At 68.2% G+C, this 19767-nt stretch carries 17 protein-coding genes; 7 read left to right on the top strand and 10 right to left on the bottom strand.

The features are described 5' to 3' along the window. The first annotated feature begins 4 nt into the window (after positions 1-4). Together OPU70_RS14400 and OPU70_RS14395 are read left to right on the top strand one after the other, a co-directional pair. The gene (locus tag OPU70_RS14400) at positions 5-1462 is read left to right on the top strand and encodes an NCS2 family permease (RefSeq protein ID WP_042539281.1); all 1458 of its coding nucleotides are present in this window, start codon (positions 5-7) and stop codon (positions 1460-1462) included. A 120-nt stretch (positions 1463-1582) separates the two neighbouring features. Further along, positions 1583-2512, top strand: a complete 930-nt coding sequence (locus tag OPU70_RS14395; RefSeq protein WP_498558087.1) for a homocysteine S-methyltransferase family protein — start codon at positions 1583-1585, stop codon at positions 2510-2512. A 48-nt stretch (positions 2513-2560) separates the two neighbouring features. On the opposite strand, the gene sucD is transcribed toward OPU70_RS14395, so the two are convergent. The 5 genes from sucD to OPU70_RS14370 form a co-directional block, all read right to left on the bottom strand. Then, positions 2561-3463: a succinate--CoA ligase subunit alpha gene (sucD, locus tag OPU70_RS14390; protein ID WP_042539277.1), complete on the bottom strand. Its 903-nt coding sequence runs from the start codon at positions 3461-3463 to the stop codon at positions 2561-2563. Positions 3464-3490: 27 nt separating this feature from the next. Next, positions 3491-4657, bottom strand: a complete 1167-nt coding sequence (sucC, locus tag OPU70_RS14385) for an ADP-forming succinate--CoA ligase subunit beta (RefSeq protein ID WP_042539275.1) — start codon at positions 4655-4657, stop codon at positions 3491-3493. Between the two features lie 140 nt (positions 4658-4797). Further along, entirely contained in the window at positions 4798-6237 is a 1440-nt protein-coding gene (locus tag OPU70_RS14380; protein WP_153302146.1) for a hypothetical protein, read from the bottom strand. Beyond that, positions 6230-7444, bottom strand: a complete 1215-nt coding sequence (locus OPU70_RS14375; protein WP_311879637.1) for a S8 family peptidase — start codon at positions 7442-7444, stop codon at positions 6230-6232. The genes OPU70_RS14380 and OPU70_RS14375 overlap by 8 nt, the downstream gene beginning before the upstream one ends. Further along, the gene (locus OPU70_RS14370; protein ID WP_498558086.1) at positions 7444-7866 is read right to left on the bottom strand and encodes a hypothetical protein; all 423 of its coding nucleotides are present in this window, start codon (positions 7864-7866) and stop codon (positions 7444-7446) included. The genes OPU70_RS14375 and OPU70_RS14370 overlap by 1 nt, the downstream gene beginning before the upstream one ends. A gap of 147 nt (positions 7867-8013) precedes the next feature. On the opposite strand from OPU70_RS14370, the gene OPU70_RS14365 reads away from it, so the two are divergent. Then, the gene (locus tag OPU70_RS14365) at positions 8014-8676 is read left to right on the top strand and encodes a TetR/AcrR family transcriptional regulator (protein ID WP_311879638.1); all 663 of its coding nucleotides are present in this window, start codon (positions 8014-8016) and stop codon (positions 8674-8676) included. A 78-nt stretch (positions 8677-8754) separates the two neighbouring features. After that, positions 8755-9990, top strand: a complete 1236-nt coding sequence (locus OPU70_RS14360) for an acyl-CoA dehydrogenase family protein (protein WP_311879639.1) — start codon at positions 8755-8757, stop codon at positions 9988-9990. A gap of 27 nt (positions 9991-10017) precedes the next feature. Here OPU70_RS14360 and OPU70_RS14355 read toward each other — a convergent pair whose 3' ends face one another. Beyond that, the gene (locus OPU70_RS14355; protein ID WP_079112391.1) at positions 10018-10902 is read right to left on the bottom strand and encodes a helix-turn-helix transcriptional regulator; all 885 of its coding nucleotides are present in this window, start codon (positions 10900-10902) and stop codon (positions 10018-10020) included. 123 nt (positions 10903-11025) lie between these two features. Here OPU70_RS14355 and OPU70_RS14350 point away from each other — a divergent pair, with 123 nt between their 5' ends. Then, on the top strand, positions 11026-11970 hold the full coding sequence (locus OPU70_RS14350) for an SDR family oxidoreductase (RefSeq protein ID WP_042539262.1): 945 nt from the start codon (positions 11026-11028) through the stop codon (positions 11968-11970). Positions 11971-11979: 9 nt separating this feature from the next. On the opposite strand, the gene OPU70_RS14345 is transcribed toward OPU70_RS14350, so the two are convergent. Continuing rightward, positions 11980-12465 carry a hypothetical protein gene (locus tag OPU70_RS14345; protein ID WP_042539260.1) on the bottom strand — a complete coding sequence of 162 codons (486 nt, stop codon included), beginning with the start codon at positions 12463-12465 and terminating at the stop codon, positions 11980-11982. A gap of 41 nt (positions 12466-12506) precedes the next feature. On the opposite strand from OPU70_RS14345, the gene OPU70_RS14340 reads away from it, so the two are divergent. Both OPU70_RS14340 and OPU70_RS14335 read left to right on the top strand, forming a co-directional pair. Next, positions 12507-13958: a phytoene desaturase family protein gene (locus OPU70_RS14340; protein ID WP_042539258.1), complete on the top strand. Its 1452-nt coding sequence runs from the start codon at positions 12507-12509 to the stop codon at positions 13956-13958. Between the two features lie 52 nt (positions 13959-14010). Next, positions 14011-15054 carry an ATP-dependent DNA ligase gene (locus OPU70_RS14335; protein ID WP_498558085.1) on the top strand — a complete coding sequence of 348 codons (1044 nt, stop codon included), beginning with the start codon at positions 14011-14013 and terminating at the stop codon, positions 15052-15054. 3 nt (positions 15055-15057) lie between these two features. On the opposite strand, the gene ligD is transcribed toward OPU70_RS14335, so the two are convergent. From ligD to OPU70_RS14320, 3 genes are read right to left on the bottom strand one after another with little or no spacing between them, the layout of a single operon-like run. Next, complete coding sequence (gene ligD / locus OPU70_RS14330; RefSeq protein WP_475435450.1) at positions 15058-16110, bottom strand: non-homologous end-joining DNA ligase; 1053 nt, start codon at positions 16108-16110, stop codon at positions 15058-15060. A 40-nt stretch (positions 16111-16150) separates the two neighbouring features. Then, positions 16151-17275, bottom strand: coding sequence for an SseB family protein (locus OPU70_RS14325; protein ID WP_079112386.1), 1125 nt, complete (start codon positions 17273-17275; stop codon positions 16151-16153). Positions 17276-17301: 26 nt separating this feature from the next. Then, entirely contained in the window at positions 17302-19755 is a 2454-nt protein-coding gene (locus OPU70_RS14320) for an ATP-dependent helicase (RefSeq protein ID WP_498558084.1), read from the bottom strand. Positions 19756-19767 lie beyond the last annotated feature (12 nt).

The following is a 19767-nucleotide window of genomic DNA, read 5'->3' as shown; positions in this document are numbered from 1 at the left end:
CCCGATGACAACTGCCCCGTCCCCCACCCGCTCAACCGCCGAACCCACGAACGCCCTGGACCGCTTCTTCGAGATCAGCAAGCGCGGATCCACGATCGGCACCGAGATCCGAGGGGGTCTGGTGACCTTCGTCACGATGGCCTACATCGTGATCCTCAACCCGATCATCCTGTCCGGCTCGGCCGATGTCGCAGGCAACACCCTCGACTTCAGCGCCGTCGGCGCCGCGACCGCACTGACCGCCGGCGTGATGACGATCCTGTTCGGTCTCATCACCCGCCTGCCCTTCGGCTTCGCTGCCGGCCTCGGCATCAACGCCTTCGTCGCATTCTCGGTCGTCGGCCAGGTCACCTGGCCCGAGGCCATGGCGCTCGTCATGATCAACGGTCTCGTGATCGTGCTCCTCGCTGCCACGGGCCTTCGGAAGATGATCTTCGACGCTGTGCCGTTCCAGCTCAAGATCGCGATCACGGTCGGAATCGGCCTGTTCATCGCCTTCATCGGCTTCGTCAACTCGGGCTTCGTGACCGCCACCGGCAGCGCGTCCCCGCCGGTCGGTCTGGGAGTCGGCGGCTCCGTCGCGACCGTCCCGACCGTCCTCTTCATCGTCACGCTCATCGTCACCGGCATCCTGGTCGCCCGCAAGGTCAAGGGCGGGCTGCTCATCGGCCTCGTCTCGGGCACGGTGCTCGCGGTGATCGTCGAGGCGATCTGGCACCTCGGCGCCGCGGCAGACGGCAACGCCGGAGGCTGGGGCCTCACGGTCCCCACCCTCAGCGGCTCGCCGTTCGGCCTGCCCGACCTGAGCCTGGTCGGCGCGGTCGACTTCGGCTTCGACTTCAGCAAGGTCAGCCTCGTCGCGATCGTGATGATCGTCTTCACCCTGGTCTTCTCGAACTTCTTCGATGCCATGGGCACCATGACCGGTCTCGCCAAGGAAGCCGGTCTCGCGAACGAGAACGGCGACTTCCCCCGCATCAAGTCGGCGCTGGTCGTCGAAGGTGTCGGCGCGATCGTCGGTGGTGGCACGTCGTCGTCGTCGAGCACCGTGTTCATCGAGTCCGGAGCGGGCATCGGAGAGGGTGCGCGCACCGGCTTCGCGAACCTGATCACCGGTGGCATGTTCCTGCTGGCGATGTTCCTCACACCGCTCACGTCGATCGTGCCGACCGAGATCGCCGCCGCAGCGCTGGTGATCGTCGGAGCCATGATGATGGCCCAGATCAAATACATCGATCTGACCGAGTTCAGCGTGCTGCTCCCGGTGTTCCTGACGGTCACGGTGATGCCGCTGACCTACTCGATCGCCAACGGCATCGGCGCGGGCTTCGTCAGCTGGGTCCTCGTGCAGGCGTTCTCCGGAAAGGCCAGGAAGATCAGCCCACTGCTCTGGGTGGTCGCCGCCGGTTTCGTCGTGTTCTTCGCCCGCGGACCCATCGAGGCGCTGTTCGGCGTCGCCTGAGCGACTCAGGAACAACGAGGGGCGGATGCTGCGGCATCCGCCCCTCTGTCGTGTGCAGCCCCCGTGGCGCCACCCTGTGCGCAGTGCTACAACGGAAGTACCCGAGGAGAGCAGGCACCGATGTCCGCACCCGTCGTACCGGTCCGTCACGTCACAGACGGCGGCCTGGAGACTGATCTGATCTTCCACCACGGCGTCGATCTGCCGGACTTCGCCGCCTTCGTCCTCCTCGACGATGATGACGGCCGCCGGCTCCTGGGCGAGTACTACCGCGGCTACGTCGAGATCGCCCGAGCACACGGCGCCCCGCTGCGGCTCGAGACCCCCACCTGGCGTGCGAGCTCGGACTGGGGCGCCCGGCTCGGATACGACGCCGACGCGATGCATCGGGTCAACGTCGATGCGGTGCGGCTGCTGCAGCAGATCGCTGCCGAGTCCGGCCTGCCTGTGGTGCAGATCGTCGGCATGCTCGGCCCCCGAGGAGACGGCTACCGACCGGGGGCGTGGGATCCCGTGACCGGACCGGATGACGCCTATCGCTATCACCGCGACCAGGTGCGCGCCCTCGTCGAGGCGGGGGCAGACGTGATCGCCGCGTACACGCTCAACGACGCGGCGGAGGCGCAGGGCATCGTCCGCGCCGCCCGCGAGGCAGGCATCGCCGTCGAGATCTCGTTCACCGTCGAGACCGACGGACTGCTGGCGTCAGGCCGCACACTCGCGGAGACGATCGCCGAGGTGGAGGCGTCGGATCCGCCCGACGGTTACGCCCTCAACTGCGCGCACCCGGATCACTTCGAGCGTGCTCTGGATGCCGACACCGCGCCACGTATCGTCGGCATCCGCCCCAACGCCTCACGCCTCTCGCACGCCGAGCTCGACGAGTCGGAGATCCTCGACGACGGCGACCCCGTCGAACTGGCCGACCGCATGGCTCAGCTCCTTGAGCGGATGCCGTCGGTGCGCGTCATCGGAGGATGCTGCGGCACCGATTCACGGCACGTCGCGGCGATCTGGGAGCGGCTCGGCAGAGACTTCGTCCGGGCATAGAAGAAGGCCCCGGAGTGGAGTCCAGGGCCTTCTCCTCGATTATAGCTCTTAGAGCGACTCAACGATCTCACGCATGAGAGCGGCGGTCTCGGACGGCGTCTTGCCGACCTTGACCCCGGCGGCCTCGAGGGCCTCCTTCTTCGCCTGAGCGGTGCCTGCCGAGCCCGAGACGATGGCGCCTGCGTGGCCCATGGTCTTGCCCTCGGGGGCCGTGAAGCCCGCGACGTAGCCGACGACGGGCTTGGTGACGTGCGCCTTGATGTACTCGGCCGCACGCTCTTCAGCGTCGCCGCCGATCTCGCCGATCATCACGATCGCCTTGGTCTCGGGGTCTGCTTCGAACGCGGCCAGCGCGTCGATGTGCGTCGTGCCGATGACCGGGTCGCCGCCGATGCCGATGGCGGTCGAGAAGCCCAGGTCGCGCAGCTCGAACATCATCTGGTAGGTCAGGGTGCCCGACTTCGACACGAGGCCGATCGGGCCCTTGCCGGTGATGTTCGCGGGCGTGATGCCGACGAGCGCCTCACCGGGGGTGATGATGCCGGGGCAGTTCGGTCCGATGATGCGGGTCGTGTTGCCCTTGCTCTGCGCGTAGGCCCAGGCCTCGGCCGAGTCCCCGACGGGGACGCCCTCGGTGATCACGACGAGCAGCGGGATCTCGGCGTCGATGGCCTCGATCATCGCGTCCTTGGTGAAGGCACCGGGGACGAAGGCGATCGACACGTCGGCGCCGGTCTCCTTCATGGCCTCGGCCACGGAGGCGAAGACGGGGAGCTCGACGGCGTTGCCGTCCTTGTCGGTGTGCGAGACCGTGGTGCCGGCCTTGCGCGCGTTCACGCCACCGACGACCTGGGTGCCGGCCTTCAGCATGAGCGCCGTGTGCTTGGTGCCCTCGCCTCCGGTGATGCCCTGGACGATGACCTTGGAATCCTTGTTGAGGTAGATCGACATTTCTTTAGTCCTTGTGTCTCTCTGCGATCAGGCGTTGGCGAGTTCGGCGGCCTTGTCGGCGCCCTCGTCCATGGTGCTAGCGAGCGTGACAAGCGGGTGCGCGTACTCGGCGAGGATCGCGCGACCCTCGTCGACGCGGTTGCCGTCGAGGCGCACGACGAGCGGCTTGGAGGCTGCGCTGCCGAGGGTCTCGAGAGCGCCCTTGATGCCGTTGGCGACGGCGTCGCACGCCGTGATGCCGCCGAAGACGTTCACGAACACGCTCTTGACCTGCGGGTCGCCGAGGATGACGTCGAGGCCTGCGGCCATGACCTCAGCCGAGGCGCCACCGCCGATGTCGAGGAAGTTGGCGGGCTTGACGCCGTTGTGGTTCTCACCGGCGTAGGCGACGACGTCGAGCGTCGACATGACGAGTCCTGCACCGTTGCCGATGATTCCGACCTCGCCGTCGAGCTTCACGTAGTTCAGACCGCTCTTCTTGGCCTTGGCCTCGAGCGGGTCGGCTGCGTCCTTGTCTTCGAGCGCTTCGTGCTCGGGGTGACGGATCTCGGAGGCGTTGTCATCGAGTGTGACCTTGCCGTCGAGAGCGATGATGTCGCCCTCTTCGGTGCGGACCAGCGGGTTGACCTCGACGAGAGTCGCGTCTTCGCCCTTGTAGACGTCGAAGAGCTTGACGAAGACATCGGAGACCTTCTCGATGAGGTCTTCGGGGAAGTTGGCTGCACGGGCGATCTCGACGGCCTTCGCCTTGTCGATGCCGGTCAGCGGGTTGACCTCGACGCGTGCGAGCGCCTCGGGGCGCTCGACCGCGAGCTCCTCGATCTCCATGCCGCCCTCGACCGAGCAGAGGCTCAGGTAGGAGCGGTTGGCACGGTCGAGCAGCACGGAGAAGTAGAACTCCTCGGCGATACGCGCACCCTGCGCGACCATGACGCGCTTGACGACGTGGCCCTTGATGTCGAGTCCGAGGATGGCCTTGGCCGCCTCGTATGCCTCTTCGGGGGTCTTTGCGACCTTGACGCCGCCGGCCTTGCCGCGACCACCGGTCTTCACCTGGGCCTTGACGACGACGACTCCGCCGATCTTCTCAGCGGCTGCCTTCACCTCCTCAGGGGTGTCGGCGACGATGCCGGCGAGAACCGGCACTCCGTACTTCTCGAAAACGTCTCGTGCCTGGTACTCGTACAGATCCACTGTGGTTCCTTCACTGGGCTGCTGTCTGGTAATTCTCTCGATGTCGAGACATCGACCAGTCGCCCAGCCTACTACCTCGAACTGAACGCTCCCGGCGGCTAAGAGGCCGCCGGGAGCGCATACCGGTATGGAGATCGGGTTCAGCGGAGCGTGTCGCGACTGCCCGCCTGGGCCGAACGCGAGCGGGGCCCTGTCTCCTCATCGTCTTCGAGCTTGGGGGCGATCGGGCCGCCGAGACCCGAGCGTTCGCGCCGCTTCTCGTCGTCGCCTGCTCCGCCCATCATGCCGGGAGCCATCGAACGACCACCCGCGCCGGCGGCCGAACCGCCGGCAGAGCCGGATGCCGAACCGGATGCGGATCCTGCCGCCCCGATGCCTCCGGGGCCGGTCGCACCACTCATGCCGAGCAGTCCACGTCCGGCAGTGGCCGCACCAGCACCGGCTCCTGCGCCGCTCCCACCCGCGCCGAAGAGGCTCGCGCCGCCCGTGCCGCCGAGAGACGCCGAGCGCGTGCCCAGGAGGGCCGCGGCTCCCGCACCACCCACGACCGCTGCGCCGAGCGTGCCCGAACCACCGGATCCGCCGGTGAGCAGACCTCCGCCACCGCCGCCGCCACTGGCACCGCCACCGCCGGGGTACCCGGGCAGGGTGCCGCCGATCGGCGAGTCCACGCTGGGGTCACCTGCGCCGCCGCTTCCGGATCCGCCTGGGTCGACGGTGCCCCAGCCGTCGTCGCCGCCGGTGCCGACGCCGCCCCCGCCGTTGCCACCGCCTGAGTCACCGTTGCCGAAGTCGGTGTCACCCACCGATCCGCCGTTGCCACCGCCTGAGCCGCCGTTGCCACCGCCTGAGCCGCCATTGCCGACGCCCGAGCCGCCGTCGCCTCCGGGCACCCACCCTCCGCCAGGCTGCGCCGTCCAGCTGCCGCCGCCGGTGCCGCCCTGCGGCGAGCCGCCACCTGCCGACGGCCCATTGCTGCCGACCGGGGGAACACGGGAGTCGATCCCGTCCACGTCGATCACGGGAAGGGGGACAGAGGAGGTGTTGACCGTCACTGTGCCGGGGTCCTGGAAGTTCTGTCGCGCCTCTCCGGTGAGCGAGCCGCGGATGGCCTTGAGCTCCTCGATCGCCGCGGCCTCCCGCTCTGCGGCGAGCCGCGCCTCTTCACGCGCCACAGCCTCGCCGGTGTCGAAGGCGCCCCATCCGTCGGTGATCCCGGCGAGATTGCGTTGGGCATCGGCGATGAATCCGTCCGCAGATGCTGACGGCAGGCGCCGCAGCGCAGCGGATGCGGCGCCCGCCGCACTGTCCGCGGCCCTGCGGAGGCCCGAGCGCATGTCCGTCAACGCCGTCTCGATGGCGGTCGCGTTCTTCTCCATACGCTCCAGGAGAACCTGCGCCTCGCCCACCGAGTCGCCGGTCCAACCGGGGATCTCCCGCACGGCCTGGATCGCTCTCCGCAGCTCCGCCACCGCCTGCAGGCGGGACTCCATCTCAGGGTCCGTGAACGAGCTCATCGATGACAGCGCCCGGAGCTCATCCTCGAACATCGTCGGTGTGCACACATTGGGGTCATACATCTGCGCGTCCTCCACTCTTCTTGCGGCCGATCAGTATTGCAGTCGCCGCGACGGCGATCACGATGACCGCTCCGCCGCCCAGCATCCACGGAAGCGCACCGGGACCCGAGCCGTCTTCGGCACTCGGCTCTCCGGTCGGCTCGGTGCCGGTCGCCGAGAACACCTCCTCGAACGAGGGCGACTGGTCGTCCTTGAAGAGAGGGTTCTCATCGGGATACTGCGTGGGATCCTCCTGCACGAGACGGGTCGCATTGATGATCCCGTGCCCGAAGGTGTCCGACCACTGCAGCTCATGCGGGGTCGAGCCTGTGTTGCGGATCATCGACTGCAGCAGCTGCGACCCGCTGGCATCCGGCCACTTCTGCTTCGCCAGTGCAAGAAGGCTCGCGACGATCGGAGTGGCTGCCGAGTTGCCTGACCACGCCGACATCCCCCACGTCTGATCGAAGCCGAGGCCTGCGACGTCGATACCCGGCGCGACGATGTCCACGTCCTCGTTGACCATTGCGGAACCGTCGAGCTGCGTCGCCGCCTGCGCCGACGCATCGACGGACGCGACGTTCACGACGCCGTTGATGGTGGTCGTCACGAACTCCCAGACGGTGTCGCGGTTCGGCAGTCCGGCTACGACGAGCACGCCCTCGCGCAGTGCGGCGGCGACGCTGTCGACGGAATCCTGCGAAAGCTCATCTGCGAGTCGATTCAACCCACCCGACATGGTGACGATGTCCGCGCCCTGGGCGACGGCATCGTCGAGGGCAGCAGGGAACGTGTCTCCCTCGCACGAGTCCTGCAGGATGCCGTAATAGAGGATCCGCACGCCGGGAGCGATCCCGACCGGACCCGCACCCGAGTCCGATGTGCCGTTTCCGACGATCAGCGACGTCACCGACGTCCCATGCTTCAGCCCCTCGAAGTCGTCGCGATTCCCCGAGAGCGGATCGGGACAGCCCTCGGCTTGCCTCACCTCGATGTCCGCACCCTCGAGCGTGGAGACCTCCGGGTCGAGGGCGGCGTCGAAAACGGCGACGGTCACGCCGTCACCGGTGATCCCCGCGTCGTGGATCGCCTGGATCTTCATCGCGTCCAGATACCAGAGCGGTCCGTCGGCCGAGAAGTCCTGCGCCGCAGCCGCGCTCGGTGCTGTCGCCGCTGCCGCTGCGATCGCGAGTGCCATCGCGACGGCACCCCATCGACGAACACTCATCAGTATGTGACCGACTCGGTGCCGTCGTCCTCCGTCGTGCCCGAGGATGCCTCTGGACCCGATTCCGCCGGAGCGGAACCGGTGCTGGTCAGGTGAGCGGTCGGCGTGAGTGCCGGGTCGTCGACGACCTGCGCGATCTGAGCGAGAGACGCGGAGAGGTTCTGCTCTGACTCCTGCTTCTGGTCCACGACGGCTTTGAGCGCATCCCGGAAGGCGGCGGTGTTGACGCTGAGCTCGGCGATCATCGCTTCGAGGCCGGCGGCATAGTCGGACGCGGAATCGAGGTAGGGCGCGGTCGTGTTGGTGCGCAGGCCTTCGATCTGCGTTGCGCGCGACCCCACTCCGGCCGCTTCGATGCTCTTGACGAGCGTATGGATGTTCTCGAGCATCTGCTCGAAGTCAGCACCGATCTGCGCTGCCATGATCTTCCCCTCCGTCAGGGACGCGAGCGCGCCCCACCCTCCGGCGACCCATGTTAGTCGACGCTATCGACAGTGCACAGAGCGCGTCGCCGCGGTCGGTGTATTACGGCGTCTGCACCGCGTGAAGCCGAGGTCTAGGCTCGTCCCATGCATGAATCCGCAGAACTGCGCACCGGCGTCGTGGCCGCTGCGCTCGAGCTGTTCGCAACACAGGGGTTCGATCAGACCTCCGTCGAGCAGATCGCGAAGGCCGCAGGGGTCTCACGGTCGACGTTCTTCCGCCAGTTCGGCGGCAAGGAGGACGTCGTCTTCGCCGACCACGAGGTTCTGCTCGATCAGCTGCGGACCTTCCTCTCCGAGGGGCATGACGACCCCTGGGGCGCAGTGTGCGCAGCATCCGAATCGGTCTTCGCCCACTTCGCGCACGACCCGGAGCTCGCGCGTCGGCGCTATCAGATCGTGCGTCAGGTGCCGGTGCTCCGTGAACGCGAGATCATCACGGTGTTCCGCTACGAGCGACTGTTCGACGACTACCTGCGCAGCTCGCTTCCCGGCATCGACCCTCTGGATGCCGTCGGATTCTCCGCCCTCGTCACCGCGGTGCACAACCATGTGCTCCGGCAGCTGCTGCGCGGCAAGAAGAAGGTGCCGCTCTCGACGTTGCAGACGGCGCTCGCCGACGTCCGCCGCCGTTACGGTGTGCCATCGGAGGCGGTCACCGAAGCGCCGGACGATGTCGTCGTCGCCGTGTTCCCCCGTTCGATGCCCATCGCCGAGGTCACCCGGCGCCTGCGCACGCAGCTCGACTGACCCCGCCTGACTCCCGTCGAGGGAGTCGTGGAACCGAGTATCGAGGAGTACGATACTTGGTGTCACGAAGGAGTCACCATGAGCACCGCAGCCTCCCCTCTCCCCGGCGAGCGCGTCTCGTCGTACGACATCACCGGACGCCAGGACAGCGACTACTACGCCGTCTTCGCCGACATCCCCGACGCCGATCGCCGGGCCTGGGATCGCGCCAAGGCGTACATCGACGAGGTCGGACCGCAGATGGCGGAGGCCTGGGACCGCGCCGAGTACCCGCTCGACGCCGCTCGCCGCATGGGCGAGATGGACCTGGTCGTCGACGGCATCGAGCATCCTTCGCTCACCCGCCTCTCCCCGCTCGCCGCCGGGCTCGTGAACATGGAGATCTCCCGCGGCGACGGGTCGCTCGGCACCGTGCTCGCGGTGCAGGGCGGGCTCGCGCTGCGCACTCTCGCGCTCTTCGGCTCACCCGATCAGCAGCAGAAGTGGCTGACGGCCCTCGCCGACGGCTCGGTCTTCGGCTCCTTCGCACTCACCGAGCCCGACCATGGGTCGGACTCCGTCTCGCTCGAGACCGTCGCACGCCGCGATGGCGACGAATGGGTCATCCGCGGTGCGAAGAAGTGGATCGGCAACGGCGCCTCGGGCGGCATCACGTTCGTGTGGGCCCGCGTCGATGACGAGACGGCGGCCGAGCACGGCGCCGTCCGGTGCTTCCTCGTCGAACAGGACACCCCCGGATACACCGGGACGCCGATCCGCGGCAAGGCATCGCTCCGAGCCATCCACCAGGCGCACATAGAGCTCGACGACGTGCGCGTGTCGCTCGACTCCGTGCTGCCGGGGACGAAGAGCTTCAAAGACGCGTCGGTCGTGCTCTACGCGACCCGTTCGGGCGTCGCCTGGTCGGCTCTCGGTCACGCGACCGCCTGCTACGAGGCCGCGCTCGCGTACTCGACCCAGCGCATCCAGTTCGGCAAGCCGCTGGCCAAGTTCCAGATGGTGCAGGAACGCCTCACCCACATGCTCGAGGATCTCACCGCGATGCAGCTCTACTGCCGTCGCCTCGCAGACCTCGAGACCGCCGGCGAGCTGCGGCCCACGCAGGCGTCACTGGCGAAGTTCCACAACACGCGCGCAGCACGGCGCGTGGCCGCGATCGCCCGCGATCTGCTCGGCGGCAACGGCATCCTGCTCGAGAACGGCGTGATGCAGCACATGGCCGACATCGAGGCGATCCACACCTACGAGGGCACCGAGAGCGTGCAGGCGCTGCTGCTCGGCCGTGACATCACCGGCATGAGCGCTTTCGCCTGACCCGGCGCGGTGCTCGCCTGTCGGGAGTCAGCCTTCGGACTTCCCGCCTGAGGTGGTCGGTGAAGGATCGCCGACGAATCTCTGACCACCGATCACCGAGAGGAGCCGCAGCTTCTCGTGGCTCTCGCTGCCCGGCGCCGCGGTGTAGACGAGCAGGGAGTGCGACTGCTCCGGATCGACGAGCGTCTGGCAGGTGAGCTCCAGCCGCCCGAGCTCGGGGTGCATGAAGCGCTTGGTGGCGCCGGGGCGGAGACCCACCTCGTGCTTCTTCCAGATTCGTCGGAACTCCTCGCTCCGATCGGTCAGAAGGTCCACATAACGCGCCGCTCGAGATCCCGGGCCCCGACGAGCGGCGATCTCGCGCAGCCCCGACACCCACAGCCGAGAGAGGAACGGGTGATCCTCCGGGTCGTAGATCGACCGCGCGGAGGGGTCGGTGAACCATCGATATCCGATGCTGCGCGAAGGTCCGCGGAGTCCGACGAGATCCCCCACCAGGGCGCTGCCCAACGGGCTCTGACGCAGAGTCTCACCGAGTTCCGTGACCACCTCGGCGGGAGTGTCGTGCAGTCGATCGAAGATCCGCAGCATCCCCGGGCTCACATGGTCGCTCTCGGCCCCTCGCGCCGGCGGCGTGTGACCGGCGAGGGCGAAGAGATGGTCTCGCTCTGCCAGTGAGAGGTGCAGTCCCTGGGCGATCGCCGCCACCATCTGGTCGGAGGGCTGAGGTCCGCGTTCCTGTTCGAGCCGTGCGTAGTAATCGGTCGACATGTGGCACAGCGAAGCGGCTTCCTCCCGTCGCAGGCCGCCGGTGCGTCGCCGCTCTCCGCGGGCGAGCCCGACATCCTCGGGTTGCAGCGCCTCGCGCCTCGTTCTCAGGAACTCCGCGAGCCCCCGTCGGTCCACCGCCATGCGCTTCTCCCGCCGTCGACTCCGTTCTACCAGCCGGCCCCTTTGCGATCCACGGATCGACGATCCCTGGTTCGCACGGCGGACACGGGAGAGCATCGGAGCCGACGAGGAAGAAGAGAGAACATGCCACGCAAGAACGCAGAGCCGACCATCCCGCCGTTGCACGGCGCGCGCGCAGTGATCACCGGAGCAAGCGACGGAATCGGGATGGGAATCGCCACCCGTCTCGCCGCCGCAGGCGCGGAGGTCGTGATGCCCGTCCGCAACCGGGCCAAGGGCGACGTGGCGATCGCACGGATCCGCGAGACGGCTCCGAACGCGCGCATCTCGCTGCGGGATCTCGATCTCTCGTCGCTCGGCTCGGTCGCCGCGCTCGCCGCCACGTTGCGAGATGAGGGAGAGCCGATCAGCATCCTCATCAACAATGCCGGAGTGATGACGCCCCCTGACCGCAGAACCACGGCGGACGGCTTCGAGCTGCAGTTCGGCGCCAACCATCTGGGGCACTTCGCGCTCGTCGGACGGCTGCTCCCCCTGCTCATGGCCGGCGCGGCCAGGGTCGTGTCGCAGATCAGCATCGCGGCCGACAGCGGAGGCATCAACTGGGACGACCTGCAGTGGGAGCGCTCGTACAACGGGATGCGCGCGTACAGCCAGTCCAAGATCGCGTTCGGGATGTTCGCGCTCGAGCTCCAGCGACGCAGCGAGGCCGAGGGATGGGGCATCGCCAGCATGCTCTCGCATCCGGGGGTCGCACCGACGAACCTGCTGGCCGCGCAGCCGGATCTCGGCCGTGCGACGCAGACGTCAGGGCGCCGCATCATCGACGCGCTCTCGCGCCGAGGCCTGATCGTCGGCACGGCCGAGTCCGCGGGACTTCCTGCGGTCTACGCGGCGACCTCAGCGGATGCCGTCGGCGGAGGGTTCTACGGGCCGTCGGGGATCGGTCACCTCGGCGGCCCGCCCGCACCTCAGAAGCTCTATTCGCGTCTGCGGGACGATGAGTCGGCCCGGAGGATCTGGGACGTGTCGCAGAAGCTCACCGGCGTGCCCTTCGAGGCACCGTGATCGCGGGCGTCAGTCGCAGCCGCAACCGCCGGCCGGCGTCTTCACCATGAAGCAGACGTCGCACACGCCGTAGTCGCGCTCGCTCGTCTTCGTCGCACGCTCGGACTTCGGCGCCGCCGCGACTCGAGGAGTCGTGCTGCGCTTCGCCTTGACCGGAGCGATGGGACGGAACTCGCTCGGGTGCGTCACGAAGAAGTACGGAGCACGGCCTTCGCTCGGCCGCAGACGCAGGGGCGTGGAGCCGACGACGACGACCTCGTCTTCGGCGAAGCCATTGGTGTAGGTCTTGCCGATGTGCAGCGAGGCGCCCTCGCCGCGGCGGATCGCCTCGATGTAGCGGCCTCGGTCGATGTAGGACGAGATGCCGACGGCATCCGTGATCGCCGCGATGAACTCGTGGTTCTCTTCGGCGATGCGGTGCGCTCGGAGCGCCTCCGCGAGGGTTCGGTACGGACGGGAGTTGCCTGTGGGGGTCGGGCCCTGAACTTCATTCATTTCCTCAAGGATCTCACGCCCGGGCATGGAAGACTGGCCGAATGGCACGAGCGACGATCATCGGCTCCGGACCGAACGGCCTGGCGGCGGCCGTGACCCTCGCCCGCGCGGGGTACGAGGTGCGCGTCCTCGAGGCGGCGCACACCATCGGCGGCGGCGTCCGCACGGCCGAGTCGACCCTCTCCGGCTTCCGCCACGACGTCTGCGCCGCGGTTCATCCGGCCGCGCTGTCGTCGACGTTCTTCCAGGCGTTCGGCCTCGCCGAACGGGTCGAATGGATTCTTCCCGACATCTCCTACGCGCACCCGCTCGACGGCGGCAGAGCCGGCATCGCCTGGCGCGACATAGAGCGCACCGCCGCGGCGCTCGGTGCCGACGAGCGCGCCTGGCTGTCGCTTCTGCGCCCGCTCAGCACACATGTCGAGGGTGTCGTCGACTTCACCGGCAATCAGATGCTGCGAGTTCCTCACGAGCCGATCACGGCTCTCCGGTTCGCACTGCGGATGCTCGATCAGGGCACGCCCCTGGCCCGCCGCACCTTCCGCACCGAAGAGGCCGCCGGCCTGATGGCGGGCGTCCTGGCGCATGCGAACACTCCCCTCCCCTCCCTCGCCGGCGCAGCCGCCGGACTGCTGCTGGCCGCGCAGGCGCACGCGGGGGGATGGATGTACCCGCGAGGCGGTGCGCAGAACATCGCCGACAGCATGGTCGCCGACATCGAGGCCCATGGCGGATCCGTCGAGACAGGCGCCCACATCACCGACCTGGCATCCCTCGACTGGGGCGAGCCCGCCCGCGGCGATCTGCTGATGCTGAACACGTCGCCCCGGCTCACCCTCACCCATCCCGACATCCCCGCGTCGTACGCGCGAGCGATCCGCAGCTATCGCTACGGACCGGCTGCGGCGAAGGTCGACTTCGCTCTCGACGGTCCCATCCCGTGGGCCAACGCAGAGGTCGGGCAGTCGCCCACCGTGCACATCGGAGGATCGGCCGCGGAGATCTGGGAGAGCGAGAACGCCGTAGCCCGTGGTCGCATCAGCGATCGCCCCTACGTGCTGTCCGTGCAGCCGTCGGTCTTCGATCCGAGTCGGGCGCCCGAGGGCAAGGCGGTGCTGTGGGCGTACATCCATGTGCCGCAGGGCTCCGACCTCGACGCCACCGAGCTCGTCACCCGTCAGGTCGAACGGTTCGCGCCCGGCTTCCGCGACCTCGTCCTCGCCCACCACTCGGTGCCCGCGTCGTCGCGCGAGGCGATCAACCCGTCGGAGATCGGCGGAGACATCCTGGGCGGCGCCTTCACCATCCCGCAGGCGCTGCGCAGACCCGTGCTCGGCACAGCGCCCTGGCGCACACCGATGCGCGGCGTGTATCTCGCTTCGGCATCGACCCCGCCTGGTCCAGGGGTCAACGGCATGGCCGGGTGGCACGCTGCCCGAACGGCGCTGAAGGATGCGGGCGCCCGCGTCTCGCTCGGCGACCTCTTCGGCTGACATCCCCGAAGTCCCCCTTCTGCGACAGCGTCGGCGACGCCAGGATGGACCCATGCGCTACGAGATCCCCTCTCCGATGCTGGCGAAGGCGGCGGCCTCCGTCCCGGACCCCGCGAAGACCACCGGCGGACTGCTGTTCGAGCCCAAGTGGGACGGATTCCGTGGGCTGATCGCCTGGGACGGCGAGACCGTCGAGATCGGCTCCCGCGGAGCGAAGCCTCTGACCAGGTACTTCCCCGAGCTCGTCGAAGCGATCCCCCGGCTTCTCCCTGGCCCGTGCCTGCTCGACGGCGAGATCGTCGTCGCCACGGGGACTGAGGGCGCGCAGCGACTCGACTGGGAAGCGCTGAGCCAGCGCATCCATCCCGCGGCCTCGCGAGTCGCCAGGCTGGCCGCAGAGACGCCCGCGATGTTCATCGCGTTCGACCTGCTGGCCGTCGACGATGAAGACCTGTCGAGCACCCCGTTCGCCGAGCGGCGCGAGCGCCTGGAGACGCTGATGGCCGGGGTCGAGCATCCGTTGCACATCACCCGCACCACCCGCGATCGTGATGCGGCCGTGCGCTGGCTCGCGGAGTTCGAAGGCGCAGGCCTCGACGGAGTGGTCGCCAAGCCGCTCGATCAGCCGTACGCGCCGGGCAAGCGCACCCTGGTCAAGGTCAAACACGCCCGTACGGCCGACGTGGTCGCGCTCGGATATCGTGTGCACAGATCCGGATCGGGGGTCGGGTCGCTGCTCGTGGGCCTCTACGATTCCGACGGCACGCTGCGCCAGGTCGGCGGCGTGGCGGCATGGAGCGATGTGCGCCGGAGGGAACTAGTCGAGGAGCTCGCCCCGCTGGTGGAGCGCGACGATGCAGGCGATGCCGTCACCGGAGAAGGAGAGCGCTCGCGCTTCAGCGGCTCGAAGGACGTGTCGTTCGTTCGACTGCGACCCGAGCTCGTGCTCGAAGTCCGCTACGACCAGCTCGAGGGCTCGCGGTTCCGGCACACCGTGCAGTTCGAGCGCTGGCGCCCCGATCGAGATGCCCGTTCGTGCACCTACGATCAGCTCGAGACCGTGGCGGGATACGACCTGGCCGAGGTCATCGGCTGAGCCTCATTCGTCGATCGGGTCGCCGTTCGCATCCCAGTTCGCCTCGACCTTCTTGCTGGGCTGCACACGCGGCGGCTCCCCCGGCATCTTCGGGAACTCGGGCGGGAACGACAGCTCGCCCAGCCCCGCCTCCAGGTCGCGCTCCCACCACTCCAGCAGGGTGTCGATGCGGCCCGGGCTGCTCTGCTTGCCCGCCCACGGGTCACCGATCTCATCGAGTCGTTTCGGGATGCTGCGCACGGTGAACGCGGCGGGGTCGAGGCCGTCGAGCTCATCCCAGTGCACCGGCGTCGAGACCGTGGCTCCGGGAAGAGCGCGAGGGCTGTAGGCACCGGCCATCGTGCGGTCTCGGTTGGCCTGGTTGAAGTCGATGAAGACGCGTTCCCCTCGTTCCTCCTTCCACCAGCTCATCGTCACCTGCTCGGGCATCCGTCGCTCCAGCTCTCGCCCGGCCGCGATCACGGCGTGCCGCACGTCGAGGAACTCGTGCGTCGGCTCGATCGGGGCGAACACATGCAGCCCGCGGTTGCCGCTGGTCTTCACGAACGCGTCGAGACCGACCTCGCTGAGCACCTCTCTCAGCGCGTGTGCGGCGGGAACGGCATCGGCGAACCCGGTTCCCGGCTGCGGATCGAGGTCGATCCGCAGCTCGACCGGGTTGTCGGGGTCGGAGGCGAGCGACGCCCACGGGTGGAACACGATCGTGTTCATCTGCGCCGCCCAGACGATGGCGCTCGGTCGATTGAGCACGATCTGCGGATGCCGTCGCCCGCTGTTGTAGGTCACCGTGACAGCGTCGACATAGTCGGGCGTGCCCTTGGGCGGGTTCTTCGAGAAGAAGCCGTCGCTGCCGAGCCCGTCGCGGAAGCGCTCGAGCGAGACGGGACGGTTGCCGTTCGCCTCGAGGAACGGAGCACTCACGAGCTGGAAGTACTCCGCGAGCTCGGCCTTCGTGATGCCGTCCTTCGGCCACACCACCCTGTTCGGGCTGGAGAGCACGACCTCGCGCTCCCCATCAGGATCGATGACGGTCAGGGGCACGCGTTCTGAGGCCATGCTCCGACCCTAGGGGGCAGGTGCGACGCGCGGAAGCCCGTCAGTCGTCGATATCGATCGCCAGGATCAGCACGGAGGTGAGCGCCTCGCGCTCGACCACGATGCTGGGCCCGGCCGGGTCGATGATGACACCGGCCATATCGACGTGGCTGGACAGGATCTTCGCCAGCTGCAGCGGCTCGAAGGGCAGCGGTCGATCGCCGCGTCCGAGCGCGAGCACCTCGAGCGGGTGCGAGAACAGCTGGAGGAACCGCTTGCCGTCAGGCGTCTGCGCCTCGGCGATGCCGACCTGCCCGCCGGGGTTGCCCTCGTTGACGGCCACCCACATGCGCTTCGTCGCGAGCGCCTCGCCGACCTTGGAGGCAGAGTCCTGCTCGCGCGGTGCGGCGATGAGCGACTTGACGGTCATGTCGACATCCGCCTGCTCGAGAGCCTTCTGCAACAGCTCGGTCGGGAACACCACGCGGTGCGGTGCCGAGGCGTTGTCGACGATGAGGCCGGCGAAATCTCCGGACACCACCTGCTGCAGTACCGAGGTGACCGGCTGTGCGACGGCCGATGTCGCCGTCGGGTCCTTCTCGAGCTGCACGGAGTCTCGCACGGCGGCAGCCGAGCTGAACGCCAGCATGAACTGGCGCTCACCATCGCGCACGACGGCGACCGCGAGGGGCTTGCCCTCACTGATCTGTGCCCGAGCATCGCCGTTCACCCGGATGTACATGTGGCCCTGCAGCGCCTGGCGGAGAACTCCGAGAAGCTGCTCGTTCGTCGCGCCCTGCTCGACCTCCTTGAGCGATTCGCGCAGCAGGACGTTGTCCTTCATGCCCGCGACGGTCTCGGTCTGCTCGGGCGGCAGCGCAGGTGCCAGCGGGAGCTTGCGCTCGGGCTCGGCCACGGGCGCAGGAGCGGGCGCCGCGGGAGCAGGCGCCGCAGTCGGTGCGGATGCCGCGGGAGCCGCGTCGGGATCGGGCAGCTCGACCTCGGGTCCGGCCTGCGCGCCGACACCGCGGAACGCCTGCACGGAGATCCCGATGGTGGGCGCGACCTCGGCGGCTTCGGAGGGTGTCTCCGCGACCTCCGGAGCGTCGACGACAGACTCCTCGGTCTCGGTGTGGTCGGCGACGACATCGTCAGCGGACTTCTTGCGGCGAGAGAACAGGGCCATATCAGCCAGCCTAACCCGCTACAGGGCTAGATCTTCTCGATCGGCGCGACCTTGATCAGCAGCTTCTTCTGGCCGGCGGAATCGAAACGCACGTGAGCGATGCGCTTCGCCCCCTCGCCCGTCACCGCGTCGACTCGCCCCTCGCCGAAGTCCGAGTGGCGGATGCGGTCACCGGCGGCGAGTTCGAGGTCGCCGTTGTCGCGCATCTTCGCCGTCACCCTGTTGGGGAACTTGTCCATCGCCGTGGACAGCGGCTTGAGCGAGTCGCGTCCTGGCAGCTGCTTCACCCCGAAACGGTCGCCCGAACCGGAGCCCCCGAATCCGCCTCCCCTGCGTGCGTTGAGCGCGCGGGACTGCATGCCCCCGCGGGAGTTGACGTCGCCCGGCGACTGGCGCCAGTCGATGAGCCCGGCGGGGATCTCCTGCAGGAATCGGCTGGGCATCGCGACCGAGACCTCTCCGAACTGAGCCCTGGTCATCGCCAGCGACAGGTGCAGACGCTTGCGAGCGCGGGTGATGCCGACGTAGAAGAGTCGACGTTCCTCCTGCGGGCCGCCCGGCTCACCGGCCGAGATGCGGTGCGGGATGAGGTCCTCTTCGACGCCGGTCACGAACACCGCGTCGTACTCGAGCCCCTTCGCGGTGTGCATCGTCATCAGGGACACCGAGCCCGACTCGTCGTCGAGGTCGTCGGCGTCGGAGACGAGGGCGACCTCCGTGAGGAAGTCGACGATCGTCCCGTCGGGGTTGTTGCGGGCGAAGTCTCGTGCGACGGCGACGAACTCGTCGAGGTTCTCGACGCGCGCCTCGTCCTGAGGGTCGCGGCTCGCACGCAGCGCGTCGAGGTAGCCGCTCTTCGACAGCAGCACGCTGAGCCCGTCGGCGACGGCGGTGGGCGCGGGGACCTCACCGGAAGCGGGGAGCATGATCTCGGTCGCTTCGGCCAGCACGGCATCGAGCTGGGCGATGCCGGCCTGGATCTTCGGGCCGAAGCCCAGCTGATCCGGCACCGAGAGCGCTTGGCGGAAGGTGATGTCATGCTCTTCGGCGAAGCGGGCGATCGCCGTCTCGGTGACGTCGCCGATGCCCCGGCGCGGCTTGTTGAGGATGCGTCGCACCGCCATCTCGTCGGCGGGGTTCGCGACCGCGACGAGATAGGCGAGTGCGTCCTTGATCTCGGCGCGCTCGTAGAACTTCGTGCCGCCCATGATCTTGTAGGGCACGGCCGAGCGGATGAAGATCTCTTCCAGGGCGCGCGACTGCGAGTTCGTGCGATAGAAGACCGCCATCTCGGAGTACGGCATTCCGGCCCGGTGCAGCACCTCGACCTCGTCGGCCACGAACTGCGCCTCATCGTGCTGCGAATACCCGGTGAAGCCGACGATCATGTCACCGTCGCCCTTGTCGCTCCAGAGCTTCTTGTCCTTGCGGTCGAAGTTGTTGCCGATCACGGCATTCGCCGCGGAGAGGATGTTCTGCGTGGAGCGGTAGTTCTGCTCGAGCAGCACGACACGGGCGCCCGGGAAATCGCGCTCGAACTCGCTGATGTTGCGGATGTCGGCACCGCGGAAGGCGTAGATCGACTGGTCGGAGTCGCCCACCACGGTGAGCGAGGCGCCCTCGAGCTCGGGAGTGGTCTCAGGCTCGAAGATCATCATGCCGTTGGAGGCATACGGGTCTGGGCTCTCGCCCGTCACGGGCCGCGTAAGCTCGTGGATGAGCGCGTACTGGGCGTGGTTCGTGTCCTGATACTCGTCGACGAGCACGTGACGGAAACGACGGCGGTAGGTGTCGGCGACCTGCGGGAACGCACGGAACAGGTGGACGGTCTGCCCGATCAGGTCGTCGAAGTCGAACGCGTTGGCCTTCTGCAGCTGCCGCTGGTAATCGGCGAACAGCTCGACGAAGATCCGCTCGGCCGGGTCGCTCAGGTTCGCCTGACGCGCATAGGCGTCGGCGTCCGACAGCTCGTTCTTGAGCTTCGAGATGCGCGACTGCACGGCTCCGGGGGTGAGTCCGTATGCGTCGGCCTCGTGCTGCTTGACCAGACGCTTGATGAGGGCGCGCGAGTCGCCCGAGTCGTAGATCGTGAACGACTTGGTGAACCCGAACTGCTGGGCCTCTCGGCGGAGGATGCGCACACAGGCGGAGTGGAAGGTCGAGATCCACATGCCCCGAGCGGCGTCGCCGACGATCGCCTCGACGCGCTCGCGCATCTCACCGGCCGCCTTGTTGGTGAAGGTGATCGCGAGGATCTGGCTGGGCCAGGCCTCTCGCGCCCTCAGCAGCGAGGCGATGCGGCGGGTGAGAACGCTGGTCTTGCCCGAACCGGCTCCCGCGACGATCAGCAGCGCGGGTCCGCGATAGGTCACCGCCTCGAGCTGCTGCGGGTTGAGGCCGGCGAGGAGGTCGTCCTGTCCCTGCGCTCCCGTGGAGCGGGGGCCGACGGATCCGGGAACGATGAGGGGGGCTTCGGTCATGGCTCTATGAGT

The organism is Microbacterium sp. SWDP-B6, assembly GCF_059803615.1.
This window is presented reverse-complemented; position numbering and strand designations above follow the sequence as displayed.